The organism is Mesorhizobium sp. LMG 17147 (assembly GCF_024297145.1).
GTDB lineage: Bacteria > Pseudomonadota > Alphaproteobacteria > Rhizobiales > Rhizobiaceae > Mesorhizobium.
This window is the reverse complement of sequence record NZ_JANCTC010000013.1, coordinates 63,646-76,125: the sequence shown is the minus strand read 5'-3', so window position 1 is coordinate 76,125 and position 12,480 is coordinate 63,646. Positions and strand designations below refer to the sequence as shown.

Below are 12,480 nucleotides of genomic sequence, written 5' to 3'. Positions count from 1 at the left end.
AACGGAAATTACGTCCGGACAAGGAAACAATATCTTAGGTTTGTACGAGATCCGTCTTTGCCCTGCGCCTGGCATTCAGAAGCAGGACGATGGCTGACGGCGCATCTCGCGGCACGAAGCTTGATGGGAAAGCTCTGGGACACCAGTTGTTCTCGTAAAACTTTAAGACTAAACTTCAGGAGGGGACAATGAGACACCTCGGTATTTACGTCGATCACACGATGACCTCGCCTTTGGCAATGGCTAAGCATTCGGCGAAAATAAAACGGCTTGCGATCGACATCGCGGGAAGGGGAGTTCTCCTGGTAAGTACCTGCCTACGAGTTGAAATCTACGGCGAGGAGATCGCGGTAAGAAATCTTGTTGGTACGGTATTCTCAAATTTTTCATACAAGAAAGTGGAAGGTTCTATCGCTATTACACAGCGTCTCGCAGAGATAGCATCCGGAGCTCACTCCCAGATCCTGGGTGAGAATTTTATCTGCGATCAACTCGCGAAGGCTGCGAGCATTCTTGATTCAAACCGTCCGATCTACCAGATTGTTCAGTTGGCTATTGATGTAGGTCGTGCCTCGCGCGAGCGACAGCGGTTCATCGCATCGTTCAACTACGATCAGATCGTCCGAGACATCATAGCTGATCGATTTCAGGCTGGAGAGGTACGTGATCGCCTCTACATGATCGGAGCGGGTATGCTGGGTCGCGAATTGATCAGGAGTGGTGTTGGAGAGCCATTCCGTTCAACGGTAGTCGTAACACGAAAGCCCAAAAATCTTCGCAGACGTCTCCGCCCCTGGACCGACATAGAATTTTCGCTTATGCGCCCGGCAGAGATGGGGTCCGCACGTGAACCTCGGTCCATTGTTTTGATCGCAACCAGCGATGTCAACAATGAATACGAAGCAATTCTCCGGAATGCACTTCTGCAGTTGGAACCCCGCGCAATAGTGGATCTTTCGTCAATTCCAGTGCTGTCTAGCGTTGGGGTCAGAGGGCTTGACTATGTGACTATGTACGACAAGGAGTTCCTCGCATTCATCGATAGAAACAACGAGGGTCTGGCTTCGCAAGTCCCAGCCTTGTGTTCCGATATAGCAAATTCACTTCGGACCATGCAGATCCATCCCTCTGACTGAGCCGCCTAAATACACGCGTGATGACACGACTGTTCATGCAATCAGTGATCCTGGTGCTGGTGTCAAGCGACGTGTATTTGATACACCTCTCATTGCTTGGCGGTTTCCTTGGTCCCGAGCAAAGCCGGTAGCGTCATCGTGGGTGGCGATCAGGGTCCAATGAAGCATGCGATCAAGGATCGCGGTTTCCACAGCGGATCGCCTCCATTCGGCTCGTTGGTGCGAATGGGTAGAGTGTTTGGCGCACTGGCGATATCGCAGCACCTGCCAACCAGCCCCTGTCCGCGACGGCTCGAGGTACCGATAGCGCTTTTCGCGGCATTCATCCTCACACGGAATCCGAACCGCAGCAATTCGCATTTTGAAGCCGGCTCCCGGAGCATTCCTTACATCAGGTATCGAGCTATTTCTTCGCCCGTCGGAGAAAAATAAGGCCGGCAGGGAGCCCGGCGGCCCTTGCGGGGACCTGGGAAGATCAAATCACGCTGCTGCGGGAAGCTTTAGGGCTGAGACGCAATGCAGCGGCGCGACGATGGCCTTCCAGTTTTTCCGTTGCACTCTGGCGAACGGCCGTCGGAGCCACGGCGGCAACTCCATGCTCGTCCAGCCACTGGTGGGTGGCAATCTTGAGATACGATCCTACCCGGAGGCCACCGGTGTAGCGAGCCGCGGCCATCGTCGGTAGAGTGTGGTTCGTCCCGCAGCACTTGTCGGAGAAAACGACGCTGGCCAGTTCACCGATGAAGAGCGAGCCGTATTTCCGAAGCTTTTTCGCGATTGTGTGAGGATCGCGAGTGTGAATCTGCAAGTGCTCTGTAGCGATGTAGTCTGCGTAGGCTTCATCGAATCTTCGTCTTCAACAACTGTAATCTCACCATAATCCTTCCATGCAGCGCTCGCCCCCGGCGCCATGGGGAGGTTTTCCAATCGCCTCTCGACCTCCTTAAAGATGTTTTCGGCAAGGCTGCGGTCCGTTGTTACGACGCCAACACGTGTGCGGACGTCGTGCTCGGCTTGCGCCAGGAGGTCGGCAGCAATCATTGCTGCATTAGCGGTTTTGTCAGCGATGACAAAGATTTCGCTCGGCCCAGCCAGTTGGTCGATGCCGACCTGACCAAATACCTGGCGATTTGCTTGGTTAACAAGGCGTTGCCTGGGCCGACGATCTTGTCCACTGCAGGAATCGTCTCGGTGCCGTACGCCATGGCGGCAATTGCCTGGGCTCCGCCAACGCGGAAGATGCGGCCAGCACCAGCGAGATGACAACCAGCGATCATTGCGGGATGGGCGGTCGGTGGAAGGTAGGCGATGACCTGGTCACAGCCGGCGACCTTCGCCGGAACAATCGTCACGACGGGAGCCGAGAGGAGCGGGTATCGACCGCCGGGGACGTAGCAGCCCACTGTCTCAATCGGTATGACGCGGTGACCGAGGTGAAGGCCTGGGAGGCTCTCGATTTCGAGCGGAAGGATCGTAGCCAGCTGCGCCTCAGCAAAGCGGCGGACGTTCGCGATAGCGAACTCGGTATCTTCACAGGTCTGAGGGTCAAGATCGGCGACGGCCCGCAGCTTCTCTTCTTGAGTAACTTCGAAGTTGGCGATCTCAGCGTGATCGAAGGTGAGGGAGTAATCTCGCGAACCGCGGCATCCCCGCGCTGGCGAACGTTCGCAATTGTGTCCTTGACGGTTTTCTCGAGTGGGGCCATGTCCAAGATGGCGTCTCGTGCGGGTTGCTTGATGTGGATGGATCTGCTTTTCAGCGCTACAAGACGCGGCATCATGAAAACCTCCTCGTGGATAATTGGCCAAGATCGCGCAACCAGGAGCCGATCGGCAATTCCCAGCGACCCATAGGTTCACTATAATCACCAATATGACGTTCTGAGTAGTTTCGTGGTCGGCCGTTAGAGTAATGTGGGGAACTTAGAAATGCCCGAAAATTGGGAACAAACTGCGAGAACTACGTCGCCGGCGGGACTAGGTATTAGAGAGTTGGCGGCTCGTTCAGGCATATCTCATTCGGCAATCTCGCTCACTGAGCGAGATAAAATGAGCCCGTCGATCGAACACTTTGGGGGCCGTATTGGACGCTCTGGGTACGACGCTCACGAGCTTTTTCTCCGATCTACATTCAAGGCTCCCGTATTCCCCATTTTACAAGTCAGTCGCCTCGTTGAGATTGGAAAGGTTGAATTTCATACCGGGTTATAGGGCTCGATCATCCGAACCGCCAATTGCTCATGCTACACAACGGTATTTGCCTAGGGCGGAGAGCGGCGAGGAGTTCACTCATGCAGCGCAAGAAGCTGGCATGGTTCTCTTGGTACGGTTCAAGTAACCGTCGGAGATAAAACGAGAATTCTTCATCCGGGCGATGGTTATTACTTTGATAGCCGGGTTCCGCACCGCTTTCGGAACGTTCACGACGGGGAAAGTGAAATCGTAAGTGCGATCACACCACCCACTTACTAGCGTTGTCTCCTAACATAGGTCGGCCAGAATTATAACCAAATCCAGAGGGTCCCGCGATTGTGCCTCAATAGGAAAACGGGAGTTCCCAGACAAATCACAGGAATCTCCATGAGGCTTGACCGCGCACACACGTCAGAGGAGCTTGTGGACAAGATCGCTTTCTCCCCAACGGCTTGTCAGCGGAGACCCAGCGACTTCGAAATGAGCGCATTATCGAAGCCGCGTTCCACAATCTCTCTAAAGCTGTCGGACGGCCGGCCGGGAAGGCGTGCCGCTCAGGCTGTCGACGCCCGCCGATGAGGTCGGCGCGCGCTGCGGTATTGATGCCGCTGTTCAGCGGCTCGAAGCCATGTGCAAGCAATTCAATGTTTTCGCACGAGATCGGACGCGAACTGTGGCTGGACGACCATCGCGATCTGCTAAGCTTGGTGGCGCGCGCAAGGCGCTTTCAATCGCGCGCAACTCATTGTAAACCACACTGCAATTACGGTGCAAAGGAAGAGGACCTCGGCCGCGAAGATTACTGCGACCTGGAACGAGGCACCGCGAATGGCCTGATAGGACTCTAGGACCCGCGCCCTGGACCACGTCGGCACGATGGCGCTCAGCTGCTCGTCCAAGCGGCGTAGCCGCTGAACCGCGTCCTCGATCGCGTCGATTTTCTCCTCGAACACGATCTGCTGCGCCGGATGCTCGAAGCTCTAGACATACTATGGCCACCCTCTGGGTCCGTTTGTGCAAGCGGTTTCTGAACGGCGGAGCGCGTGATCGGATGCGTTCCTATGTCAGGCATTGACGCACAGTTACAAGGCTGGCGGCTCGTGCATGGCGCCACCTGGTTGCGCATCGTAGTAGCTCACCGCCATAGTGGGCGGGGGACTACGGATATGTAGCAAGCCGCACAAAATATCCGACGCTCAGCGGATTCCGTCAAGAGGTTATTCGGGTCTGGCCATACTGTCCGAGATGGGGTTGCCGGTGCACAAAAATCCGCTCGCCGGACCTGGAGGGCAGAAGCCGAACGGCTGAGCTACTCTGACATGCGTTTGCAACAATAGTTGGAAATCCGCCAATCTTAGTGACAGAGCCAACAGGGAGAATCCAGGCCGAATCCGAGGTATTCGCGTGCCATCATTAAGTTGGCACACCTCTTGCGCGTTGAATGCGTGTCCATCCAGCGACGGAGGTATACGATTACCCTTTAGAGTCATCCCTACGGGGACTCGCGTTGCTCGTTGCACGTCCCCAGCAACGACATCGTTTTTCAGTTTGTGTTTTGCACGGAGCCCGTTTCGCGGGCCAGCTGAATCACAAGATGTACTCGGTAAGGACACGCAATCACGTTTCGAAGTCAGTCAGGAAATTGCTAGACAATCCAGTGGCAGGAGAATTGAACATGTCTGATGAATCAACTTATGGCGATATCTACGCTCCGATCTATGAAGAATACACTGCCGTGCAAGGCAAAGTCGCAGAGGTATTTGAAACGGTCGCCTTTCTTGAGCGATATTGCCGCGGGGGTAGCGCTCTCGATTTGGGTATCGGCGACGGGCGCGTGGCGGTGCCGTTGAGCGAGAGCGGCGTCAAGGTCGAGGGTATTGATAATTCGTGCAGCATGTTGAAACTTCTGGCGAAGCGCACCGATCTAATCAACGCTTGGCAGGGAGATATTGCCGATTTCAGATCTCAACAACGCTACAATCTGGTGTATTGCGTTTATTTCACCTTCACGCTTCTCTTCACGCGCGAAGCGCAAATAGCTTGCCTCCGATCTGCCGCCGAGGCGTTAGATGATGAGGGGGTTTTGGTGATAGAATTGTGGGTTCCAGGCTTGAATCCTCTCGTCGCCGGCCAGCAAACTACAAAAGCGCGGCTAGTGGATCATGAGAATACGATCGTCAATGTGGCTGTCCACGATCCGCTAAACCAGAACTTGGATTCAACCCTCCTCTGGTTTTCCGGTACGTCGGTCAGACGCTTACCGCAACGCATTCGTTACGTTTACCACCAGGAGCTCGACACTATGGCCGAATGCGTGGGGCTGGAGCTAACGGAGCGGTGGGGAGATTGGGCAAGAGGTCCGTTCACTGAACGATCCGAACGTCATATCTCCGTCTACCGCCGAAGCGGGCCGGAATCCCGGGAACGGCAAAAAAGCTCATAAGCCTCGATTGCGGGTATGCTTACGTGCTGACCTGCTGCCGGTCCCGTGCACGCCGAGACAACAGGCTTACGTGGGGTCGTTGTGAACTATGCAGTCATGTCGCGCAGGTAATCGGATCGCGGCGAGAACCTCGAGTGACAATGTCTCACGCAATCGCAACGCGATGGGCGTAGCGGCCGAGATAGCCAGCACCTGCTTCGTCCCGCAAAAGGGCTGCTTGGCGTAGACGACCCGTTGAGGCGACGAGTCTCGGCGAGCAAGGAGACGAAGGCATGAGGCTTTGCCAGCTGCGAGATCGCCGAAGAAGCCCCAGCCCGCCCTCATAATAGGCCGCTCGGAGTTCCTCCGGAAAGAGACGGCGGAACAGACGCCACAGCACGGGGACGAGCTGGAAGGACCCGGCCGGCAGGCGACCCATCGCCCTCCATCGACGGAGATGCCGCCGCCGCGACGATGCAATGGAGGTGAGGATGATAGGTGGGGTTCTGGCCCCAGCTTGTAGCACCGCAATGAGACCAGCCGGCGCCGAGATGTCCGGGATCTGCGGCGATGGTGCGCAGCGTCTCGGCGGCCGCCTTGAACAGGATCGTGTACATGGCCGCCTTGATCTGGAGCGATTGCGGCGATCTCGGCCGGCAGCGTGAACACGAAGTAAGGGAAACTCGTTCAGCCGGGCGAGCCATTCCCGCCGGGTCTTGCCCTGGCACTTGGCGCAATGCCGGTTGCGACAGGAATTGTAGGCCACGCGGATCCCCCCGCAGGACCGGCAGCCCTCGACATGGCCGCACAGTTCGGCGGTCCGGTACAGTCGATGGCGCTCATCGTGCGGCGCTCAACGCGTCCGAGATGACCATCATGAGCCTGCCGATACGCCTCGCCATGGCGGCGGAAGGCCACCTCCAGTCTTACCAACATGGGTGGAACCAATCAGCCCGACGGCACGACTTCGATGTTCAACCGGTCGAGCGGGCTTGTCGTGCGCCGGATGAGGCCGTTCGAGCCTTGGTGTAGCGCGCCGTCGAGGACAGATTGTTGTGGCCGAGCATGAGGCGGCCCTGTTGGCCGATTGGGTTTCTGTCGATGCGCTCTATCCATTGGACATTGATCGCGCTCTCGCGGGCCTGGACAGAATTAAGCCGCATGTCCGTAAGTGGTGGACGACTGGTTCCGAAATCCAGCAGATGATGCATGATAAAGGTGCCGGTATTATGCAGTCCTACGATGGACGAGCGCTCCTGTTGGTCGATGACGGCGCGCCGATCGAGATCAAACGGAACCAGGCCAAGCTACTTTGGTCTTATTGGGTGATCACGAAGGGCAGTCCGAACTTACGGGACGCTCAAAAGTTTGTTGAGTTTGCAACCCGCGCCGACCGTCAGACGGCGTTCGTCCAGCTCTTCCCCGCTGGCCCCAGCAACCTTAATGCCTATAAGACCATACTAGACAATGTAGCCCGCAGACTTGCCAGCTATCCTGACTACATGACTAGCAGGTTCCAGAAAATGGCAAGTGGTACGCCGAAGTTGAATCCGACGGCTTGTCGAATGCTGAGCGGATCGTTCAGCGCTGGAATGAGTGGATACTTCGCTAGGCCAAATGCTTCCATTAGTCCGTAGTCGACATGTTCGTCGACTTGCCGACACTGGGGATACTTAGTTGTCGGGAAGCAGAGGGTCCCTGAACGGGGGTTGCCACAATTTTGCTCTCTCGCCTATGCTACTTGCAAAGGAGAACCGCTTGGGCCAAAGCATGGAGCTTGCACAGATCGAGTTTCGAAACGTCACCAAGATGTACGGGCAGCGGTCAAAGATTTGTCACTGACCGTTCGTCGCGGCGAGTTCTTGACCATTCTCGGTCCAAGCGGTTCGGGCAGAACCACAGCGTTGATGCTACTTGCCGGCTTCGTAACGGCCAATGAGGGCGATATCCTGATCGCCGGAAACTCCGTCGCCGCAGTGCCGTCATACCGGCGCGACCAAGGCATCGTCTTTCAGAGCTGTTTCCACATCTCACGGTGCGGCGAAATCTAGAATTTCCGCTCGAGATGCGTGGCATCAAGGCTCCAGAGAGGGCAGCGCGGGTAAATCTAATGCTTAAGCGCGGTGCACCTTAAGGATTTTGGCGACCGCATGCCATAGCAGTAGAGCGGGGGCCAGCAGCAGCGTGTGGCGCTTGCTCGAGCGTTGATCGCCGATCCGCCGTTCCTATTGCTCGACGAGCCGCTCGGCGCACTGGACCGCAACCTTCGAGAGCAAATGCAGGTCGAGATGAAGAGCCTGCACAAAGAGTTCGGGATCACCACCATCTGTGTCACGCACGACCAAGAAGAGGCGCTCACCCTGTCGGATCGCATCGTAGTTATGCGCGCCGGGCGGATTGAGCAGACCGACACACCGGAGGCGCTCTACGACAGGCCTGCGGCGTGCTTCGTGGCGAATTTTTTGGGCGAGGCTAACATCCTGGAAAATCCTGGTTTCAAGGTCGAATCAGATGCCAAGCCTCCGTCTGGTTCCGTTGCTATGATTCGGCCTGAGCGTATCTGCCTCGCAGCGATCACGGCTTCGAAAAGCGGCGATGCGCACCAGCGTCAATTCGTCACCGGCATCGCGTCAAAAGCAACATCCTCGTCGTGCGCGAGCATGTCGCTACAGGGCGGCAGATCTTCCGATCCGGCGAAGAGGTACGTCTCGACTGGCTACGGTCTGACGTCCGCTTCGTTGTGGCCTGAACATATAAGGCAAGATAGATGCGCTTGCTTCGTAAACTCGGCCGGATGCCAATTGGGCTAACCGTACCGGCCTGCAATACTGATGGCCGTATTTGGCATACCGATTATTCTGCTCTTCCTGACTAGCCTTAATGCGCCGGCCTTCTCGGTAGCCGGTTACCGGGCTTTTTTCAATCAAACGGCGAACGTTCGCGTTCTCTTCCAGACCGTCGAGATTAGCGTTGTGGCCACGGCTATCTGCCTCTTCATCGGCTATCCGACGGCCTATCTGATCGTTGCCTCCTCGAAGCGGCAACGCATGGCTCTCGTTTACTCGTTATTACCCTTATCTGACTAGTGGCTTGGTGCGGACTTACGCATGGATCGTTATTCTTGGCGATCACGGCCTGATTAACAATCTGCTGCTCGACATCGGGCTTGTGTCAGGTCCGCAGCCCCTGATTAACAACCGCGTAGCCGTCTATGTCGGGATTGTGCACATCATGCTGCCCATGATAATCTTACCTCTGGTCAGCGTCATGATGGCCATCGACAGATCGCTGATGGTGGCGGCGCGCAGCATGGGAGCCCGGCCCGACGCTCCGACCGCGCCGCAAAAATATAGCCTGATTGTCTTGGCAGAACGAACATATTGATCGTAGGGCTGTCTTGGCTGTCTTGGCTGTCTTGGCTGTCTTGGCTGTCTTGGCTGTCTTGGCTGTCTTGGCTGTCTTGGCTGTCTTGGCTGTCTTGGCTGTCTTGGCTGTCTTGGCTGTCTTGGCTGTCTTGGCTGTGTTGGCTCGAATTGCCGAGCATGCCGCCAAGCGAACCGATAGTTGCTGACCTGAGTGGCAATCTCAGGACCGGCTCGTCAGCACCGCGGACTGACGATCAAAAACTCCTACGTACCCCGCGCCAGAACCGTCGCGCAGGTGGTCCCGTGATATCCCGCGTGTTCGCGCCGCGCGCGTACATCGAAACACTTGTCGTCGAAACGGGGAAGCGGCCCTGAGATTTGGCAATCAGCTGCGGGTCGAAAATGCCCTGCCGATCGCGCGGCACCTCGATGTCGGTCTTGCCCGTGTTGGTCACCAACCTGTTCCGGCGTAGCCGTTCCGGCTGTTGCCCGCCCTCGGATTGCCACCAGGATAATCCATTTTTAGCATACGTTCGGCAGCGCCATCATCAGGGCGTCCAGCAAGCCGCCTCTATCCAACACCGCGCCGGCATCGGCACCAGCGAGAATTTGATCTAAGGCTTTTTGCGTCGGGAGATAATGCGACTTTTCCTCGCCGATTATGCCCGGCCGCACACGCAGCTCCTGACAGTCCCGCAGTTATCATCGCCTTCCGTCGCTGCACCCTCGTGGGCAGGTACTGGCCATCTAGAAGCGCGATGGCACCGACCGGGACATTATATTTGCGACCTGAATGCCACATGGCGCATACTTGGCGCTCATATTTGATCCCTCCGTCAACATCTCCGGCAGAAACCGAGCGAAACAAGTGCAGATCAAAGACGTCCTCCTCGCGCCTGGCTGTGGTGCATTTTTTTATGACGACCAAGCTGCCATTAGGTCCGGCAGAATCCAGGACGGCTTCATGTATGTTGGCGCGCCGATCACGCCAGGGTTCACGTCAATTCGCGTTCCGGCATCTTCGCTCAGCATCGGACTCGTCCTTACCGACGACGCCGTTGTTTGGGGTGACATGATGAACGTTCAGTACTCTGGTGCCGGTGGACGCGATCCTCTGTTCGACACCAACAAAATCTCAGATTTAGCGTCACGCGTTGTCGCACCGCGGCTTCTTGACGTCGATGCCTCTCGGTTTCGTGATTCTTGCACGAAGGTTTTGGAATCAGTGGAACATCGGCGGTTGCCTCTGGCTGTTGAATATGGCGTCAGCCAAGCTCTTCTTCGCGCAGCCGCCCATCTTCAGCGCAAAACGATGGCGGAGATCATATGCACGGAGTTCGGTCTGCTGCTGCCGACGCGCAGGGTCCCGATTTACTGCCAGAGCGGTGATGCTCGCGAAATCAATGTTGACAAGATGATTTTGAAGGGCGTGGACGTGCTTCCCCACGGATTGATCAACTCACGGCAGAAATTCGGCGCCGCCGGTCAGACCTTCATGGAGTTCGTGAAGTGGGTGGCAACACGTACGCGCAAAATCGGCCGGCCGGGGTACCATCCGGTGCTGCATTTCGATGTGTATGGGTGGATCGGCCAGGAAATCGGTCTGGAACCGCAGCTCATCGCTGACTTTATCTGCGGGGTTGCCGATACTGTTCCGGGTTACACGCTCAACATCGAGTCTCCGGCGGATTTTGGTTCGACGCAGGCTCAAATTGAGAACTACGCTCAGATCGTATCGATTTTGGACAACCGGGATTCCAGCGCTCGCATTGTCGTGGATGAGAGATGCAATACGCTCGAGGATATTCGGCTCTTTGCTGAAGCGAAGGCCACGCATCTGGTCCAAATTAAGACGCCAGACGTCGGCTCAATCGCCGATACGGCGCGCGCAGTTCTCATCTGCAAGGAAAACAAGGTAGGGGCTTATGTTGGTGGGAGCTGTACCGAAACTGATCTCTCCGCCCAGGCTTCAGTCCACGTCTCTGTAGCGACCCAAGCCGACATGATGCTCGCAAAGCCCGGAATGGGTGTCGACGAGGCATTCTCAATTGTTGGGAATGAACAAAACCGTTTGCTGGCGATGCTGAACCGTCGTCGGGATCAAAATGAAAACGTTGGATTAAAACACGGTGTCGCATGCAGAACTCTCTTGAGGGGATCACTGTCGTAGCCGTGGAGCAGGCAGTGGCCGCGCCTTACGCATCTTCTCGTCTTGCTGACGCCGGCGCACGTGTCATCAAGGTCGAAAGGCCCGAAGGAGACTTTGCCCGCGACTACGACAAGTTGGTGCGGGGACAAAGCGCTTACTTCGTCTGGCTCAACCGGGGTAAGGAGTCGGTGTGCCTGGACCTGAGATCGGAGGCGGACCGCGCCGTCCTAAACACGCTTGTTGCCGTTGCCGACGTCTTTATCCAGAATCTGAAGCCGGGCAGCATCGAAAAACTGGGTTTCGGGTCCGCGGATCTCCGTCGACGCTTTCCGCGGCTGATCACCTGCGACATCTCTGGTTTCGGGGAGACAGGTCCGTATTCCCATTTGAAGGCCTATGATCTCATCGTCCAGGCTGAGACAGGTCTATGCGCGATCACCGGCAACCAACAAGGGGCCGCGCGTGTAGGGGTCTCGGTTTGCGACATCTCGGCGGGCATGACAGCGCATAGTGCCATTCTTCAGGCCCTTTATCACCGCGAGGTCACCGGCGAAGGGACAAGCATCCAAGTGTCACTGTTTGATGCCGTCGCCGATTGGATGAATGTTCCAGTTCTGCAACACGACTACAGCGGCTACCATACGGTACGCGCGGGTGTGAAACACCCGTCGCTGGCGCCGTATGGGACCTATCGTTGTGCCGATGGTAAAGAGGTTATCTTTTCGGTTCAGAGTGACCGTGAATGGGTAAATTTCTGCGAGAAATTCCTGAAGCAGCCGGAGCTTACACGCGCATCTGGGTTTGCTGATAATATGGAGCGTCTCAGTCACCGTGCGCAGCTTGACGACATCATTGAACGCCGGTTTTCCGAACTATCCTGCCACCAAGCGATGCAGGAGCTTGAGGCGGCCGGCCTTGCATATGGCCGGCTGAACGAGGTGGTGGATGTATCAAGGCATCCACACATTCGCAGGGTGGAGGTTGGCACACCCGAAGGAACCGTCGAGACGATAGCGCCAGCTGCGATTTTCAACTCGGAGCACCCCTTGCTGCGCTCGGTTCCAGCTCTTGGCGCACATACTGAGGCCGTCCGCGAGGAGGTTCTGGGGCTTTTGCGCGACAGAGCCGCGTCAGCGTGAGCGCGCATCTGAGTAAGGGAGTGCGCTCGCGGTTTGCGAAAAGCCTGTGTACCTCGGATCATCTCAGCGCGTCGGCC

General features: G+C 56.6%; 12 protein-coding genes and 2 pseudogenes. 10 read left to right on the top strand and 4 right to left on the bottom strand.

Annotation, left to right across the window (positions count from 1 at the left end):
• Window positions 1–188 precede the first annotated feature (188 nt).
• Window positions 189–1,136, top strand: a complete 948-nt coding sequence (locus tag NMG46_RS21595; RefSeq protein WP_254819564.1) for a hypothetical protein — start codon at window positions 189–191, stop codon at window positions 1,134–1,136.
• A 475-nt stretch (window positions 1,137–1,611) separates the two neighbouring features.
• Here NMG46_RS21595 and hisD read toward each other — a convergent pair.
• Window positions 1,612–2,916: pseudogene (gene hisD, locus NMG46_RS21590) on the bottom strand (histidinol dehydrogenase).
• Between the two features lie 577 nt (window positions 2,917–3,493).
• Between hisD and NMG46_RS21585 the strand changes: the two are divergent.
• Window positions 3,494–3,607, top strand: coding sequence for a cupin domain-containing protein (locus NMG46_RS21585; RefSeq protein ID WP_254819602.1), 114 nt, complete (start codon window positions 3,494–3,496; stop codon window positions 3,605–3,607).
• A 1,396-nt stretch (window positions 3,608–5,003) separates the two neighbouring features.
• Window positions 5,004–5,771, top strand: coding sequence for a class I SAM-dependent methyltransferase (locus NMG46_RS21580; RefSeq protein ID WP_254819563.1), 768 nt, complete (start codon window positions 5,004–5,006; stop codon window positions 5,769–5,771).
• 145 nt (window positions 5,772–5,916) lie between these two features.
• Here the strand turns inward: NMG46_RS21580 and NMG46_RS21575 are convergent, their stop codons facing one another.
• A complete protein-coding gene (locus NMG46_RS21575; protein ID WP_254819562.1) occupies window positions 5,917–6,516 on the bottom strand; it encodes a transposase in 600 nt (199 codons plus the stop codon).
• Window positions 6,517–6,805: 289 nt separating this feature from the next.
• Between NMG46_RS21575 and NMG46_RS21570 the strand changes: the two genes are divergently transcribed.
• The 5 genes and pseudogenes from NMG46_RS21570 to NMG46_RS21550 all read left to right on the top strand — a co-directional run bounded on the left by NMG46_RS21570 (window position 6,806) and on the right by NMG46_RS21550 (window position 9,134).
• Window positions 6,806–7,387, top strand: a complete 582-nt coding sequence (locus tag NMG46_RS21570) for an extracellular solute-binding protein (protein WP_254819561.1) — start codon at window positions 6,806–6,808, stop codon at window positions 7,385–7,387.
• Window positions 7,388–7,459: 72 nt separating this feature from the next.
• A pseudogene (locus tag NMG46_RS29970) lies at window positions 7,460–7,936 on the top strand (ATP-binding cassette domain-containing protein); the annotation flags it as partial.
• Window positions 7,937–8,560 (top strand): ABC transporter ATP-binding protein, encoded by a 624-nt coding sequence (locus tag NMG46_RS21560; protein ID WP_254819605.1) that lies wholly within the window; start codon window positions 7,937–7,939, stop codon window positions 8,558–8,560.
• A gap of 21 nt (window positions 8,561–8,581) precedes the next feature.
• Window positions 8,582–8,836, top strand: coding sequence for a hypothetical protein (locus NMG46_RS21555; RefSeq protein ID WP_254819560.1), 255 nt, complete (start codon window positions 8,582–8,584; stop codon window positions 8,834–8,836).
• Between the two features lie 4 nt (window positions 8,837–8,840).
• A complete protein-coding gene (locus NMG46_RS21550; protein WP_254819559.1) occupies window positions 8,841–9,134 on the top strand; it encodes a hypothetical protein in 294 nt (97 codons plus the stop codon).
• A gap of 235 nt (window positions 9,135–9,369) precedes the next feature.
• On the opposite strand, the gene NMG46_RS21545 is transcribed toward NMG46_RS21550, so the two are convergent.
• Together NMG46_RS21545 and NMG46_RS21540 are read right to left on the bottom strand one after the other, a co-directional pair.
• Window positions 9,370–9,573, bottom strand: coding sequence for a transposase (locus tag NMG46_RS21545; protein WP_302896847.1), 204 nt, complete (start codon window positions 9,571–9,573; stop codon window positions 9,370–9,372).
• A gap of 64 nt (window positions 9,574–9,637) precedes the next feature.
• Window positions 9,638–9,790, bottom strand: coding sequence for a hypothetical protein (locus tag NMG46_RS21540; protein WP_254819557.1), 153 nt, complete (start codon window positions 9,788–9,790; stop codon window positions 9,638–9,640).
• Between the two features lie 193 nt (window positions 9,791–9,983).
• Here NMG46_RS21540 and NMG46_RS21535 point away from each other — a divergent pair, with 193 nt between their 5' ends.
• Together NMG46_RS21535 and NMG46_RS21530 are read left to right on the top strand one after the other, a co-directional pair.
• Entirely contained in the window at window positions 9,984–11,285 is a 1,302-nt protein-coding gene (locus tag NMG46_RS21535; RefSeq protein WP_254819556.1) for a methylaspartate ammonia-lyase, read from the top strand.
• Window positions 11,252–12,403, top strand: coding sequence for a CaiB/BaiF CoA-transferase family protein (locus NMG46_RS21530; protein ID WP_254819555.1), 1,152 nt, complete (start codon window positions 11,252–11,254; stop codon window positions 12,401–12,403). Before NMG46_RS21535 ends, NMG46_RS21530 begins: the two co-directional genes overlap by 34 nt.
• Window positions 12,404–12,480: the final 77 nt, after the last annotated feature.